The sequence below is a fragment of the Aquabacterium humicola genome, from assembly GCF_030167915.1.
Lineage (GTDB): Bacteria > Pseudomonadota > Gammaproteobacteria > Burkholderiales > Burkholderiaceae_C > Pseudaquabacterium > Pseudaquabacterium humicola.
The window spans coordinates 177,723-192,188 of sequence record NZ_JARGNB010000010.1 but is presented as its reverse complement, the minus strand read 5'-3'; the positions used below and the strand labels follow the sequence as shown (position 1 = coordinate 192,188).

General features: G+C 70.0%; 17 protein-coding genes. 5 read left to right on the top strand and 12 right to left on the bottom strand.

Features of this window, described 5'->3' with window-relative positions; genetic code table 11:
* Positions 1 to 191 precede the first annotated feature (191 nt).
* Positions 192 to 812, bottom strand: coding sequence for a 2-hydroxychromene-2-carboxylate isomerase (locus P1K89_RS30185; RefSeq protein ID WP_284620260.1), 621 nt, complete (start codon positions 810 to 812; stop codon positions 192 to 194).
* Positions 809 to 1,534, bottom strand: coding sequence for a glutathione S-transferase family protein (locus tag P1K89_RS30180; RefSeq protein WP_284620259.1), 726 nt, complete (start codon positions 1,532 to 1,534; stop codon positions 809 to 811). The genes P1K89_RS30185 and P1K89_RS30180 overlap by 4 nt, the downstream gene beginning before the upstream one ends.
* A gap of 68 nt (positions 1,535 to 1,602) precedes the next feature.
* Between P1K89_RS30180 and P1K89_RS30175 the strand changes: the two genes are divergently transcribed.
* Genes P1K89_RS30175 through P1K89_RS30160 form a run of 4 tightly spaced genes read left to right on the top strand, consistent with a single transcriptional unit; the run spans position 1,603 to position 3,328 of the window.
* Positions 1,603 to 2,274 (top strand): transglutaminase-like domain-containing protein, encoded by a 672-nt coding sequence (locus tag P1K89_RS30175; RefSeq protein WP_284620258.1) that lies wholly within the window; start codon positions 1,603 to 1,605, stop codon positions 2,272 to 2,274.
* A gap of 35 nt (positions 2,275 to 2,309) precedes the next feature.
* Positions 2,310 to 2,765, top strand: coding sequence for a PaaI family thioesterase (locus tag P1K89_RS30170; RefSeq protein ID WP_284620257.1), 456 nt, complete (start codon positions 2,310 to 2,312; stop codon positions 2,763 to 2,765).
* A gap of 45 nt (positions 2,766 to 2,810) precedes the next feature.
* Complete coding sequence (locus P1K89_RS30165) at positions 2,811 to 3,038, top strand: addiction module protein (protein WP_284620256.1); 228 nt, start codon at positions 2,811 to 2,813, stop codon at positions 3,036 to 3,038.
* Positions 3,038 to 3,328, top strand: a complete 291-nt coding sequence (locus tag P1K89_RS30160; RefSeq protein WP_284620255.1) for a type II toxin-antitoxin system RelE/ParE family toxin — start codon at positions 3,038 to 3,040, stop codon at positions 3,326 to 3,328. Before P1K89_RS30165 ends, P1K89_RS30160 begins: the two co-directional genes overlap by 1 nt.
* Positions 3,329 to 3,334: 6 nt before the next feature.
* Here the strand turns inward: P1K89_RS30160 and P1K89_RS30155 are convergent, their stop codons facing one another.
* The 10 genes from P1K89_RS30155 to P1K89_RS30110 all read right to left on the bottom strand — a co-directional run bounded on the left by P1K89_RS30155 (position 3,335) and on the right by P1K89_RS30110 (position 13,497).
* Positions 3,335 to 4,111, bottom strand: a complete 777-nt coding sequence (locus tag P1K89_RS30155; protein ID WP_284620254.1) for an enoyl-CoA hydratase-related protein — start codon at positions 4,109 to 4,111, stop codon at positions 3,335 to 3,337.
* Between the two features lie 46 nt (positions 4,112 to 4,157).
* Complete coding sequence (locus P1K89_RS30150) at positions 4,158 to 5,483, bottom strand: TRAP transporter large permease (RefSeq protein WP_284620253.1); 1,326 nt, start codon at positions 5,481 to 5,483, stop codon at positions 4,158 to 4,160.
* Positions 5,480 to 5,983, bottom strand: a complete 504-nt coding sequence (locus tag P1K89_RS30145; RefSeq protein WP_284620252.1) for a TRAP transporter small permease — start codon at positions 5,981 to 5,983, stop codon at positions 5,480 to 5,482. The genes P1K89_RS30150 and P1K89_RS30145 overlap by 4 nt, the downstream gene beginning before the upstream one ends.
* A 10-nt stretch (positions 5,984 to 5,993) precedes the next feature.
* Positions 5,994 to 7,025, bottom strand: coding sequence for a TRAP transporter substrate-binding protein (locus P1K89_RS30140; protein ID WP_284620251.1), 1,032 nt, complete (start codon positions 7,023 to 7,025; stop codon positions 5,994 to 5,996).
* Positions 7,026 to 7,111: 86 nt separating this feature from the next.
* Positions 7,112 to 8,239 carry a 5-methyltetrahydropteroyltriglutamate--homocysteine S-methyltransferase gene (locus P1K89_RS30135; protein WP_284620250.1) on the bottom strand — a complete coding sequence of 376 codons (1,128 nt, stop codon included), beginning with the start codon at positions 8,237 to 8,239 and terminating at the stop codon, positions 7,112 to 7,114.
* Positions 8,240 to 8,334: 95 nt separating this feature from the next.
* Positions 8,335 to 9,372: a PDR/VanB family oxidoreductase gene (locus P1K89_RS30130; RefSeq protein ID WP_284620249.1), complete on the bottom strand. Its 1,038-nt coding sequence runs from the start codon at positions 9,370 to 9,372 to the stop codon at positions 8,335 to 8,337.
* 18 nt (positions 9,373 to 9,390) lie between these two features.
* Positions 9,391 to 10,161, bottom strand: coding sequence for a GntR family transcriptional regulator (locus P1K89_RS30125; protein WP_284620248.1), 771 nt, complete (start codon positions 10,159 to 10,161; stop codon positions 9,391 to 9,393).
* A 16-nt stretch (positions 10,162 to 10,177) separates the two neighbouring features.
* Complete coding sequence (locus P1K89_RS30120) at positions 10,178 to 11,245, bottom strand: aromatic ring-hydroxylating dioxygenase subunit alpha (protein ID WP_284620247.1); 1,068 nt, start codon at positions 11,243 to 11,245, stop codon at positions 10,178 to 10,180.
* Between the two features lie 165 nt (positions 11,246 to 11,410).
* Entirely contained in the window at positions 11,411 to 12,187 is a 777-nt protein-coding gene (locus tag P1K89_RS30115) for a SapC family protein (RefSeq protein WP_284620246.1), read from the bottom strand.
* Complete coding sequence (locus P1K89_RS30110; protein WP_284620245.1) at positions 12,184 to 13,497, bottom strand: hemolysin family protein; 1,314 nt, start codon at positions 13,495 to 13,497, stop codon at positions 12,184 to 12,186. Before P1K89_RS30110 ends, P1K89_RS30115 begins: the two co-directional genes overlap by 4 nt.
* Positions 13,498 to 13,617: 120 nt before the next feature.
* On the opposite strand from P1K89_RS30110, the gene P1K89_RS30105 reads away from it, so the two are divergent.
* A complete protein-coding gene (locus tag P1K89_RS30105) occupies positions 13,618 to 14,421 on the top strand; it encodes a symmetrical bis(5'-nucleosyl)-tetraphosphatase (protein WP_284620244.1) in 804 nt (267 codons plus the stop codon).
* Positions 14,422 to 14,466: the final 45 nt, after the last annotated feature.

The window sequence follows — 14,466 nt, the reverse complement described above, 5'->3', positions numbered from 1 at the left end:
GGCGCGCCCCCGAGCCGCTCGAGCCCGGGAAGTCGGCCCCCCCGGGGCCGACCGCCGGAGTCGCGCGGTGCGGGCTGCCCGACCGCGCCTTTGTCGCTCCACAAGTCGCCAGTCCTTCGATTACGCACGCGAACACAAGGGGCCGAGAACGGTCAAGCGAACATCATCGGTCGCCGCCCCCGCCCTGACTCTCAGGGCGTCTCGATCTTCCTCAACACCGCCTCGCGCACCAGCGGCAGGCGGTCGTTGCCGAAGTACATGTCGTCCTCGCCGACGAAGATGGTCGGCGAGCCGAAGCCGCCGCGCGCGATCACCTCGTCGGTATTGGCCTTCAGCGCGGCCTTGATCTCGGGCGAGCCGATCGCCGCGAAGAAGGCCGGCGCGTCGATGCCGCAGCGCGCGCACAACTGCGCCAGCACGGCGTCCTGCGAGATGTCTTCCTCGCGCGTCCAGTAGGCCTCGAACACGGCGCGCGCGAAGGGCAGCATGGCCTGCTCGCCGCCGGTGGCCAGCAGCCAGCAGCAGCCGCGCATGGCCTTCACGCTGTTGACCGGGAAGACCTTGGGCGGGAAGACGATCGACAGCCCGGCCGCGTGCGCCCAGTCCTGCAGGTCCTTCTTCAGGTAGGCCTGCTTCGCCGGCACGCCCTTCTCGCGGAACTCGTAGACGCTGGGGTTCACCGCGTTGAAGATGCCGCCCACCAGCACCGGCTTCCACTGCACCTTGACGCCGAGCTCGGCGGCCATCGGCTGCAGGTTGTGGAACGCGAGCCAGGTCCACGGGCTCGAGCAGTCGAAGAAGAATTCGATCATGTCGCCGCCTCCGGTGATGTCTGGCCTGGGTTTGCCGCGCCGCCGGCCGCGGCGCCGAACAGGTGCCGCCGCGCCTCGTCGTCCATCGCGGCCTTGCGCCATTCCTTGCCCAGCGCGGTGCCGCGCTGCACCGCCGGCCGTGCCCGCACCGCCGCGAACCAGCGCTTGACGTTGGGCCAGTCGTCCAGCGTCAGCCCCTGCGCCTTGTGCGTGATGATCCACGGGAAGATCGCGATGTCGGCGATCGAATAGTCGCCGCAGACGTAGTCGCCCTGCCCCAGCTGTGCGTCGAGCACGCCGTACAGCCGCCGCGTCTCGCGCTCGTAGCGTTCGATGGCGTATGGAATCTTGTCCTGGGCGTAGAGGCGGAAGTGGCCGTGCTGGCCGAGCATCGGGCCGACCGCGCTCATCTGCCACATCAGCCACTGCATCACCGCCTGGCGGCCGCGCAGGTCGGCCGGCAGCAGGCGGCCGGCCTTCTCCGCGAGGTAGACGAGGATCGCGCCGCTCTCGAACTGCGACAGCGGCGCGCCGCCGTCCGCGGGCGCATCGTCGACGATTGCCGGCATGCGCTGGTTCGGGCTCATCGCCGTGAACTCGGGCGTGAACTGCTCGCCGCGGCCGATGTTGAGCGGCTTCACCTCGTACGGCAGGCCGAGCTCCTCCAGCGCGATGGACACCTTCCAGCCGTTGGGCGTCGGCCAGTAGTACAAGTGGATCATCGTCAATGGCACCCGGGTGACAGCGAGCCGACCAGGGTAGCCGCAAACTGGGGCTCGAGGAGTCACCTGTGAGACCTTCCGACCTGGCGCCCACTGCGCTGATCGACAGCGACCATCCCGGCGTCATCGCCTTCGCCGAGCGCCATGGCACGGGCGCCGACGACACCGCGCGCGCGGTGTCGCTGTACTACGCGGTGCGCGACGGCTTCCGCTACGACCCCTACCGCGTCGACCTGTCCGTCGAGGGCATGCGCGCGAGCGCGGTGCTCACGCTCGGCCACGGCTGGTGCGTGACCAAGGCGGCGCTGCTGGCAGCGGCCTGCCGAGCCATCGGCATCCCGGCACGGCTGGGTTACGCCGACGTGCGCAACCACCTGTCGACCGAGCGCATGCGCGAGACGATGCAGACCGACCTGTTCCTGTGGCACGGCTACACCGACATCGAGCTCGACGGCGCCTGGCGCAAGGCGACGCCGGCCTTCAACCTGTCGCTGTGCGAACGATTCGGCCTGCTGCCGCTGGAGTTCGACGGCCGCGAGGATTCGATCTACCACCCGTTCGACCGCCACGGCAACCGGCACATGGAATACGTGCACCAGCGCGGCAGCTTCGACGACATGCCGCTCGACCAGATCGTCGACGACTTCCGCCGCGTCTATCCGCGCTGGATGACGCAGACCGACACGATGCAGCGCGCCGACTTCCTGGCCGAGGTCGACCGCGAGCAACCCGCCTCATGAACCACACGAACCCGCCTTCTCCCGACCGCGCCGCCGTGCCTGCCGCCCTCCCTGCCGAGCTGCCCGAGGGCTTCGCGCCGCTGCCGATCGGCGGCGAGTTCATCCGCGTCAACGGCCCGCTGTACCTGAAGCACGCGGGCGACGAGGTGCTGGTGGGCTTCCGCGTCGAGCCGCGCCACTGCAACCCGCTGAAGATCTGCCACGGCGGCATGCTGGCGAGCTTCGCCGACATGCTGCTGCCGGTCACCGTGCACCGCAAGAGCACCGAGGTGGGCTTCCGCTTCCTGCCGACGATCAGCCTGCAGGTCGACTACCTCGCCCCCGCGCCGCTGGGCGCCTGGGTGCAGGGCGAAGCGCAGGTGCTGCGCGCGACGCGCAACATGGTCTTCGCGCAGGGCCTGGCCACCGCCGACGGCGTGCCCTGCCTGCGCGTCAGCGGCGTTTTCAAGATCGGGCCGGCAGCGCCGCCCACGCCGGAGGTGATCGGCTGACGCCGGAGGCGATCGGCTGAACCTCGAGAGGCGTATCCTGCGCGCATGGCGAATCTGATCGACATCCAGCGCGAAGCGCGACAACTCGATGCCCGGGAACGTGCCCAGTTGGCACTGGACCTCCTGCGATCACTCGACGGTGAACCCAGCGAAGAGGTTGACCAGGCCTGGCAGGTCGTGGCCCGCGAACGGCTCGCGGCCTACGACGAAGGCGCGTTGCCGGCCGAGCCCGCAGCGGAAGTCCATCGCGAAGCCCGTTCAAGACTGCGTTGATGCAGGTGCGCTACCTGCCTCCGGCGCGCGACGAGTACCTTGCGCAGGTGGACTTGTATGAAAGCGCGGCGCCGGGCCTCGGCGAGCGCTTCATCCACGCCATTGAACTCGCCGAGCAGTTGATAGCGCGCAGGCCCGAGGCGTTCCGACAGGTCGAACGCGACATCCGGGCCTGTTCAGTCCGCGGCTTTCCGTTTCGTCTTCTCTACGCCGTGCGGGACGAGTCGGTTCTCGTCATCGCCGTGGCGCACACCGCGCGCGAACCGCGTCAGTTCCTGAAGCGTGGGTGATGGCGTTCAACGGTCCTTGAACACCGGCGCCCGCTTCTGCAGGAACGCGCCGACGCCTTCGGCGAAATCGGCGCCGCGGCTCATCGCGCCCTGCACGGTCGCTTCCTGGCTCAGCGCGGCGGCGTAGTCCATCGGCGCGGCGGCGTCGATCAGGCGGCGGGTTTCGGCCAGCGCCTTCGACGGCAGCGCGGCCAGCTTCTCGGCCAGCGACCGCGTGCTGTCGGCCAGCGCGGCATCGTCGACGCAGCGCCAGATCATGCCGATGCGCTCGGCGTCCTCGGCGGGCAGCTTGTCGCCGGTCATCGCCAGGCCGATCGCGCGGGCACGGCCGACCAGCCGCGGCAGCAGCCAGGTGCCGCCGCAGTCGGGCACCAGCGCGATCTTGGCGAAGGCCTGGATGAAGCTGGCCGAGCGCGCGGCGATGACGAAGTCGCAGCCGAGCGCCAGGTTCGCGCCGGCGCCGGCGGCGACGCCGTTGACCATCGCGATCACCGGCACCGGGAAGCTGCGGATCGTCAGCGCCAGCGGCTTGTAGTGGCGCTCGACGACGCCCTCGACATCGGCGCCGAGCTCGGCATCGTTCAGGTCCTGGCCGGCGCAGAAACCGCGGCCGGCGCCTGTGATCACGAGGCAGCGCACCGTCTCGTCGGCGGCGGCATCGGCCAGCGCGGTGCGCAGCTCGCCATGCATCGCGCCATTGAAGCTGTTCAGCGCCGCGGGACGGTTCAGCGTCAGCGTGCGCACCGGGCCCTCGTTGCCGACGAGGATCAGCGCTTCGGACATCGCAGGTCTCCTGGGTCTTCGATCGAATCCCCGAAGCCTACCGCGTCTACTTGAAGAACAGATTCACGAAGGACAAGGTGAGCGCCGGGAAGAACATCAGCACCAGCATGCGCAGCACGTCGGTGGCGAGGAAGGGGAGCACGCCCTTGTAGGTCTCGCTCATCGGCACGTCGCGCGCGATGCCGTTGACGACGTAGACGTTCAGCCCCACCGGGGGCGCGGTGAGGCCGATGCCCACCGTCATCAGCACCAGGATGCCGAACCAGATCGCCTTCGGCTCGGGCGCCAAGCCGAACAGGTCCAGGCTCATCACCGCCGGGAAGATCACCGGAATGGTCAGCAGCATCATCGACAGCTCGTCCATCACGCAGCCGAGCAGGATGTAGCCGAACAGCACCGCGCCGACGATGGCCAGCGGCGGCACCGCGAGGTGGCCGACCCAGTCGGCCAGGTTGGCCGGCATCTGCGTCAAGGCCAGCGCCGAATTCATCATGTCGGCGCCGAGGAAGATCATGAAGACCATCGCCGAGGTCTCGGCGGTGCCGAGGAAGCTGCGCTTGATGCCCACCAGCGTCAGCTCGCGGCGCGCGAGCGCCGCGACGAAGGTGCCGACCGCGCCGACCGCCGCGCCTTCGGTCGGCGAGAAGATGCCCCGGTAGATGCCGCCGAAGACGATGATGAAGATCGCCGCGATCGGCCACACGCCGACCAGCGCCTTCCAGCGCTCGCCCCAGGGCACCGGTGCGCTCGGCGTCGCCAGCTCGGGCTTCACGCGGCAGAGGATCGCGATGACGACGAGGTAGCCGATCGTCGCGATGATGCCGGGCAGCATCGCCGCGGCGAACAGCTTCGCGACGTTCTGCTCGGTGAGGATCGCGTAGACCACCAGCGGCACCGACGGCGGGATCAGGATGCCCAGCGTGCCGGCGCTGGCCAGCGCGGCGGTGGTCAGGCGCCCGTGGTAGCCATGGGCCTTCATCTCCGGGTAGGCCACCTGCGTGATCGTCGCCGAGGTCGCCACCGACGAGCCACACACCGCGCCGAAAGCCGCGGCCGACAGCACCGAGGCCATCGCCAGGCCCCCGCGAATGTGCCCCACGAAGGCGGCGGCGGCCTGGAACAGCGCGCGCGACAGCCCGCCCTGCGTCGCGAACTGCCCCATCAGCAGGAACAGCGGGATCACCGACAGGTCGTAGACCGTCAGCCGGGCCACCGCGCTGCCCTTGAGCAGGTTCAGCAGCGCCATGTCGTTGGCCATCGCCCAGTAGCCGAGCGCGCCGGGGATGAACATCGCCGCCGCGATCGGGATGCGCACGGCCATCAAGACGAGCATGCCCGCGAACATCAGCAGGCCGATGGCGGTGGGATTCACTTCGCCGCCTCCTGCGCCTCGGGCAGCGGCGGCAGCCCGCGCAGCAGCCGCCCGGCCTGCCACACGCCGATCACCGCGGTCAGCGCGAGGCCGGGCGCCAGCATCGCGTAGGCCCACCACATCGGCAGGCCGATGATCATCGTCTGCTCGTCGGCGGCGTTCACCGCGATGGCACCCGCCGCGGTGCGCAGCGAGAGCAGCGAACACATCAGCGCCAGCAGCAGCGTGCCGATGCCGTCGAGCGCGCGGGTAGCGCGCTGCGGCAACGACTGGGTGAAGAAGTCGACGATGATGTTCGAGCCGTGCAACTGGCACCAGGGCAGGCACAGCGAGATGCACAGCGCGATGCCCATCTGCATCAGCTCGACATCGCCGGGGATGGGCTGCGACCACAGCGCCCGGCCGGCGATGCTGGCCACCGTCATCAAGGCGAGGCCGCTCGCGACCGCGCCGCCGGCGAGCGCGAAGCGCCGCGCCAGCGAGATCAGCACGCCCTGCACGAAGCGGCGCTTACTTCTTGTACTTGGTCAGCAGGTCGCGCGCGTCCTGCAGCATCTGCTGGCCCGGCAGGCCCTTCTTGTCCATGTCGGACACGAAGTCGCGGTACAGCGGCTGCGAGGCTTGCACCCAGTTCTGCAGCTCGGACGCCGGGATCATGTAGAAGCTGTTGCCACGGTCCTGCGCGAGCTTGCGGCCCGCCGCCTGGCTGCCGTCCCAGATCTTGCCGATGTTCTGCGACAGCACCGCGCCGCTGTTGTCGTCGACCACCTTCTTCAGGTCCGCAGGCAGGCTGTCGTACTTGGCCTGGTTCATCGCGAAGACGAACACCGCGCTGTACAGCGCCGGGCGCGACGGGTCGGTCTCGCTGTGGTACTTGACCATCTCGTGCAGCTTCAGCGACGGCATCACCTCCCACGGCAGCAGGAAGCCGTCGATGGTGCCCTTGCTCACCGCGTCGACGATGGCCGGCAGCGGCATGCCCACCGGCGTGGCGCCCAGCGCGGCGAGCAGCTTGTTGGTCTGCCGCGTCGGCGCACGCATCTTCAGGCCCTTGAAGTCGGCCAGTGTCTTCACCGGCTTCTCGCGGGTGTGCACGTAGCCTTCGTCATGCACCCAGATCGCGAGGATCTTCGTGCCGGGGAATTCCTTCAGCGCGTACTTCTGCAGGTAGTCCCACGCGGCGCGGGCGCCGACCTCGGCCGAGTTCGTCATGAACGGCAGCTCGAAGACCTCCAGCGCCGGGAAGCGGCCGGCGGTGTAGCCCGGCAGCGTGATCACCAGGTCGGCGACCCCGTCCTTCACCTGGTCGACCAGCTGCGGCGGCGTGCCGCCCATCGACATCGCCGGGAAGATCTGGCACTTCAGCTTGTTGGCCGATTCCTTGGCCACCTTGTCGCACCACGGCGTGATGACCTGCACCGAGGCCATCGCCTGCGTGTTCCAGATGTGGTGGAACTTCAGCGTCACCTCCTGCGCGCGCGCGGCGGTGCACAGGGCCAGGGCGGCCGCACTGGCGAGCACACCAGCGATCATCTTCTTCATGCGACGTCTCCTTCTTGATTCAGCCGGCTACTGTTGCGATGCCGGTGCCCGGGCGCCATGCGTGGAAACGCTGGTGCCGCGGCGGCTCATCCCCACACTTCCCGGGCCGTCTCGACCACCAGCGCCAGCTTGCGACGCTGCGCCTCGACCGCGATGTTGTTGCCGTGCACCGTGCTGGAGAAGCCGCATTGCGGCGACAGGCACAGCTGCTCCAGCGGTGCGTAGCGGGCGGCCTCGTCGATGCGCCGCTTCAGCGTGTCCTTGCTCTCGAGCTCGCCGAACTTCGTGGTCACGAGGCCCAGCACGACGATCTTGCCCTTGGGCAGGAAGCGCAGCGGCCGGAAGTCGCCCGAGCGGTCGTCGTCGTACTCCATGAAGTACGCGTCGAGGTGCATTTCCGACAGCAGCGCCTCGGCCACCGGCTCGTAGTTACCGGCCGCCGCGTGCGTGCTCTTGAAGTTGCCGCGGCACAGGTGCATCGCCAGCGTCATGCCTTCGGGCTTGTGCGCGACGACCTTGTTGATGAACGTGGCGTAGCGGTGCGGCAGCTCGTTCGGATCGTCGCCGCGCTGGCGGGCGGCCTCGCGCATGCGCTCGTCGCAGAGGTAGGCCATGTTGGTGTCGTCCATCTGCACGTAGGTGCAGCCGGCCGCGGCCAGCGAGCGCAGCTCGTCGCCGTAGGCGCGCGCGACGTCGTCGTAGAAATCGGGGTCGAGCTCCGGATAGGCCTCGCGGCTGATGCCCGCGCGGCCGCCGCGGAAGTGCAGCATCGTCGGCGACGGGATCGTCACCTTCGGCGTGCAGCCCGGAATGCCCGATTTGTCCACCTGGGACTTCAGGTACTCGAAGTCGGCGCGCTGGATGTCCTTCGCGTGGCGCACCTTGCCCGTCACACGCATGACCGGCGGCGCGAGCTCTTCGCTGCCATCGGGCTTGCGGATCGTCACCGGCGCATCGCACTGCACGCCGCCGAGCTGCTCGAGGAAGTCAATGTGGAAGTAGGTGCGGCGGAACTCGCCGTCGGTAATGCTCTGCAGGCCGACGTCCTGCTGGAACTTCACGATCTCGGCGATCGCCCGGTCCTCGACTTCGCGCAGCTGCTCGGCCGTGATCTCGCCGCGGTCGCGCTGCTCGCGCGCGTCGAGCAGGACCTTCGGTCGCAGGAAGCTGCCGACGTGGTCGGCGCGGAATGGCGGGGTGCTGCGGGTGGTCATGGGAGGTCTTTCCAGCACGGGACAGTGTGCGGCGGGGCCGCGGAGCTGCCGATCCGGGGCGGCCCGCAGGGGCTGCACCGTTCGGCCCATATCAGCTATCGCGCGGCGGCATGGCCGGCACCGGCCGGCATGCTGGCAGCGGCGGGATCCGGCCGCCAGGCATCGTCGAGCACCAGCACCGGATCGGCGCCGGCCGCCCGCGAGACGCAGGCACACAGGCGCCGGTCCTGGTGGCGTTCGTCGGCGCTGAAGAACACGTCGCGGTGGTCGATCGTGCAGGCGCCGTCGCGGCCGACGATGTCCAGCGCGCACAGGCCGCACTCGCCTTTGCGGCAGTCCGACAGCACGGCGATGCCGTGGTCCTCGAGCACGTCGAGCAGGCTGCGCTCGGCCGGCACGGTCAGCTCGACGCCGTGGCGCGGCAGCCGCACGCGGAAGGCCTGTGCGGGCCGTTCGCCGCCGGCGCCGAAGGTCTCGAATCGCAGCAGCGACGCCGGCCGGCCGGCCGCTGCCCACCGCGCCTGCGCGTCCTGCAGCAGCCGCAACGGCCCGCAGACCAGCGCCTGCGCGTCGGGCGGCAGCGCGGCGAACTCGGCGGCCAGGTCCAGCCGCTCGCCGCGGTCGGCGGCGAAGGTGGCGAGCCGGTCGCCGAGCAGCGGGCGCAGCGTGTCGGCATAGACCAGCTCGTCGCTGCGGGCGGCGGTGTACACCATGCGCAGCGGCGCGGCACGGGCACCCAGCGCCTGGGCCATGCCGACCAGCGGCGTGATGCCGATGCCGCCGGCGACCAGCAGGGTCGCACGTTCACCGATCGGCAGCTCGAAGTGGTTGTGCGGCGGCAGGATGCGCAGGCGCGCGCCGACCTCCAGGCCATGCAGCCAGCGCGAGCCGCCCCGGCTGGCCGCGAGCCGCTTGACGGCGATGCGGTAGACGCCGTCGTCCGGCGAGCCGACCAGCGAATAGCAGCGGGTCTCGCCCGGCGAGCGGTCGGGTGCGATCTGCAGCTGCAGGTGCGCGCCGGGCGTCCAGCGTTCGAAGGGGGCGTCGCTCGCGATGTGGAACTCGCGCACGGTCGGGCTGCGCGCCGCGATGTGCACGATGCGCGCGTTCTGCCAGTCGGTGGATTGCTTCATGTCAATGGCTCCGCGGTTTCAGCGTCCGGCGCGGCGGATCAGCCCGGCGCCGGGCACGGCCTGCAGGCCCAGCTGCGTCACCAGCGCCTCGTCGAACTTGCCGCGCGCGATGCGCGCATGCTCGCGCATCAGGTTCTCGGCGCGAGCGCCCTCGCGCCGGACGATGGCATCGACCACCGCATGGTGCTGCGCCTGGGCGATCAGCAGCGTGTCGCGCGCCGCCGGGGCGCCGGCGCCGACGCGCACGAAGCCGTTCGGCGAGGCGAACGGCAGGGTCACCGCGCGGTCGATCTGCCGCCGCACCGTGGGGCTGCCGGCAGCGTCGGCCAGCAGCCGGTGGAAGCGGCCGTTCTGCTCGGCATAACTCGCAAAAGCCGCGTCGTCCAGCGTCTGCAGCGCCAGCAGCTCGTCGATGCGCGCGAGGCAATCGCGCAGCCCGGCCAGCACCACTGCGCCGCAGCCGCGCTCGGCCGCGAGGCGCGCCGCCAGGCCTTCGAGCGTGCCGCGCAGCTCGATGGCGTCGTGGATGTCGGCCTCGCTGAACTCGCGCACGACGAAGCCCCCGCCCGGCAGTGCCTCCAGCAGCCCTTCTTCCTGCAGCCGCAGCAGCGCCGCGCGCACCGGCGTGCGCGACACGCCCAGGCGCTCCACCAGCGCCAGCTCGGGAATGCGCGCGCCGGGCGCGAGCTCGCCGCTGACGATCAGCTCGCGCAGCCGGCCCTGCGCGCGCACCGTCTGCGATGCGCCGGCGTCGTCCGCTGCGGCCAGGTCGATCACGTTGTCGCTCATCGTGCCCACTTCCCGCTCAGGCCGCCCGCCGCAGCGCGATGGTGCGCTGCGCCGGCGCCTCCGCGGCGATGCGTGCGTCGATCAGGCGCCGCGCCCACATCGCGCCGGCGTCGATGTTCAGGTTGTAGAAGCGGTAGCCGGGACGTTCGTCGATCGCCCGCTGCTGCGCCTCGAGCACCGCCTCGTCCTCCCGGAAGATGCGGGCGACGCCTTCGCGCAGCTCGTGCGTCAGGCGCTGCTCGCCGAGACAGTAGTTGCGCGCGAAGGCCCAGAAGTAGTGGCAGCTGGTCTCGGTCTCCGGCGTGATGGTGTTCAGCACCTGGCCGTTGACGCCCCGGCTGCGGTCGCCCGCACGGGCCCCGGTGCCGGCCTCGGCGACGCCCACATCGATGACGACGGTCGCCGGGGCCTCGAAGCGGATGATCTGCCAGCGGTCGACCGGGCCGCGGTAGTCGAGCGCCTGCGCGATCTGCGCGGCCCAGAACGGCGGCGGCGTGATGCCCTCCATCCAGCGGGTGACGGTGGCGAAGCGCTCGCCGTGGGTCGCGACGAAGGGCGCCTCGGCGACCGCGCGATCGCCGATCGAGCTGCCGTGCACGAAGGTCTCGTGCGTCAGGTCCATCAGGTTGTCGATCACCAGGCGGTAGTCGCACTTCACCGCGATGCGCTGGCCGTCGCCGGCCCAGGCCGGGTCATGGTTCCAGTGCAGGTCGGGGATCAACGCCGGGTCGGCCAGCGCCGGGTCGCCCGGCCACAGCCAGATGAAGCGATGCCGCTCGACCACCGGGTAGGCGCGCACGCAGGCCGACGGGTTGATCGTGTGCTGCGAGGGCATGTGCGTACAGCGACCCTCATCATTGAATACAAGACCGTGGTAGCCGCAGACCACCTGATCGCCCTCGAGCCGGCCCATCGACAGCGGCAGCAATCGGTGCCAGCAGGCATCCTCCAGCGCCGCCGGCCGGCCATCGGTCTTTCTGTAGAGAACGACCTTCTGGTTGCAGATCGTGCGCGGCAGCAGCGCGGCCTTCAACTCGACATCGTAGGCCGCGGCGTACCAGGCGTTGAGGGGGAACGAAGCCATGAGAATCACCTTCAAGGATGCATCGCTGTATACAGTGTGTATTCTTCAGAAGCGAATCAAGCCGGCGATTGGTGAAAACCCGAAGCCATGAAACGACAACGCCCGCCGCGGGCTTCCCCGCGGCAGGCGATGCGTTCGATGCGCGGGCGCCGGAGCGCCCGGACCTCAGGCGGCCGGCTTCGTCGCCTCAGCGGCGGCCGTGGCGGCCGTGCGCTCGGCCTGCCATTCGGCGAGGCGGTTCATGTTCGACAGCGAGATCTGGTGCGCATGCACCAGGCCCATCAGACCGGACTTGGTCAGCGCCAGCAGGTCGGCGTCCGACAGCTTGTTCATCTTGTCGTCGTCAATCGTCAGGAAGCCGTCGACATGGATCTTCTGGCCGTCGGGCATCGTGGCGTCGAACTGCATGTCGCGCAGCAGCTGCTTCTCGACCAGGATCTCGCCATAGCGCCGGGTGCGCTCGATGTCACCTTCGAGCTGCTCCAGCTGCTGCTGGACGCCCAGCGTCAGCTCGCTGGGCGCACCGTCGGCCTTGAACAGCGGCTCGCCCTTCTCCTCGGAGAAGCCGACCCATTCCTCGTCGATGCACAGCAGCAGCTCGGTCTCGCTGGTGCGGGCCATCGCGAACGGGTAGGTGCGCAGCATCGCCGGCACGTAGCGCACGCGCCAGCGGTCGGCGGCGTCGATGCACAGGTTCTGGCCGGCCTGCAGGCCGAAGACGACGATCGGCGCGACCTGCTGCTTGCCCTGCGCGTCCTTGCCGGCCGGGACCCACACGATCGGGTAGTCCTTGCAGGCCTCGGCGAACTCGCCGGCCGCAATGAAGAAGGCATTCAGGCTGCGGTTGCGCGACATGTCGCGCGCCGTGCGATCGAGCTTCAGGTTGCGATGCTTCTGGCGATCCAGCGCGGCGGGCTTCTTGTGCAGGTTTTCGTTGATCATGGGTTCGTACTACCAGGGTGTTCGGTGGGTTCGATGCGGGAGACCAGCACCTTGTCGACTCGTTTGCCGTCGAGGTCGACGACCTCGAAACGCCAAGCCTCCCATTCCACCACATCGGCCGTGCGCGGCAGCCGGCCGAGCAGCAGCATCACCATGCCGGCCAGCGTGTTGTAGCGGCCGCGGTCTTCCTCGGGCAGCTCCTTCAGTTCCAGTCGGTCCTTCAGCTCGGGCACCGGGATCAGCCCGTCCATCAGCCAGCTGCCGTCCTCGCGCTGCACGGCCCAGGCGTCCTCGGCGCTCGGCGGGCTGAACTCGCCGGCGATCGCCTCCAGCACGTCGCGCACCGAGATCACGCCCTGCACCGCGCCGTACTCGTCGACGACGAAGACCATCTCGCTGGTCGCCGCGCGGAAGTGCTCCAGCAGTTCCATGCCCGACAGCGTCTCGGGCACGAACACCGGCGGCTGCATCAGCGCGGCGATGTCCACCACCTCGCCGCGCGCCAGCGGCTGCAGCAGCGATCGCGCCTCGACGACGCCGATCACGTCGTCGAGCCCGCCGCGGCACACCGGGTAGCGCGAGCGGCCGTGTTCGGCCATCAGCGCCAGCAGCTCGGGCATCGGGGCGCCCAGGTCGAGCCAGGTGATCTCGGCGCGCGGGATCATCATCGAGCCGATCTGGCGCTCGTCCAGGCGGAACACGTTGCGCACCATCTGGTGCTCCTGCGCCTCGATGACGCCGGTCTCCAGGCCTTCCTCGAGGCTGGCGGCGATCTCCTCTTCCGTCACGCTGCGCGAGGGCGCCTCGCGGATGCCCAGCAGCCGCAAGGTCGTGTCGGTGCACAGCGACAGCAGCCAGACGAAGGGCCGTGTCGCGGCCGACAGCCATTCCATCGGCCGCGCGACCAGGCGCGCCACGGTCTCCGGGTACATCTGCCCCAGGCGCTTGGGCACCAGCTCGCCGAAGATGATCGTCAGGAACGTGATGATCACGACGACCAGCGCCGTCGCGGTGATCGTGGCCACCGCCGGGCCGATCGGGAAGCTGCCCAGCAGCCATTCGGCCAGCGGCTTCGAGAACGCGGCATCGCCGACGATGCCGTTCAGCACGCCGATCGACGTGATGCCGATCTGCACCGTGGAGAGGAATTTCGTCGGGTGATCGTGCAGGTCGAGGGCGACCTGGGCGCCGGACTCGCCGGCCTCGACCATCACCGCCAGCCGCGCCTTGCGCGCCGCGGTGAGGGCCATTTCGGACATGGCGAACAGCCCGTTGAGAAGAATCAGGAAAACTAGAAGCGCAACGTCCATGTGGTGGCGCCGTCCCCGGGGCAAAGGAGCGTCCCGGGCTGCGCGCCCCGGAAAGAGCGAGGGCGCGAGCGTAGCAGAATCACGGGTCCGTTCCTGCCGGGCCCGCCCCCCACTTTCCCGATGCACTACCTCGTCGGCGACCTGCAAGGCTGCTGCGATGCCTTCGACCGCCTGCTCGCCGAGATCGGCTTCTCGCCCTCGCGCGACCGGCTGCACGTGCTGGGCGACCTGGTCAACCGCGGCCCGCAGTCGCTGCGCACGCTGGAGCGCCTGCGCGGCCTCGGGCCCTCGGCCACCTGCCTGCTCGGCAACCACGACCTGCACCTGCTGGCCGCCGCCGAGCACGTGCGGCCGCTGCACAGGAGCGACACGCTGGGCGAGATCCTGGCCAGCCCCGAGCGCGAGGGCTGGCTCGACTGGGTGCGCCAGTGCCCGCTGGCGGACACCGCCCACGGCTGGCTGCTGGTGCATGCCGGGGTGGTGCCGCAGTGGGACGCGGCGCAGACGCTGGCGCTGGCCGGCGAGGTGGGCGCGCTGCTGCGCGGCCCCGACCTGGCCGCCTTCCTGCGCGTGATGTACGGCAACGAGCCGCTGCGCTGGGATGCATCGCTCACCGGCCCCGACCGGTGGCGCTTCGTGATCAACGTGCTGACGCGCATCCGCTTCTGCAGCGACGACGGCACGCTGGACTTCGCCACCAAGGACGCCGCCGCCGCCGCGCCGCCGGGCTTCCGCCCGTGGTTCGAGGTGCCGGACCGCCGCACCGCCGGCACGCCGATCGCGTTCGGCCACTGGTCGACCCTGGGGCTGAGGCTCGAACCCATGCTGATGGCCCTGGACACCGGCTGCGTCTGGGGCGGCCGCCTGAGCGCGGTGCGGGTCGACGGCGGCCGGCGTGAACTGGTTCAGGTTCCGTGCAGTTAGCCGCTGTTGGCCCATCGACGATATGACCAATGGCTCCAATGGCGC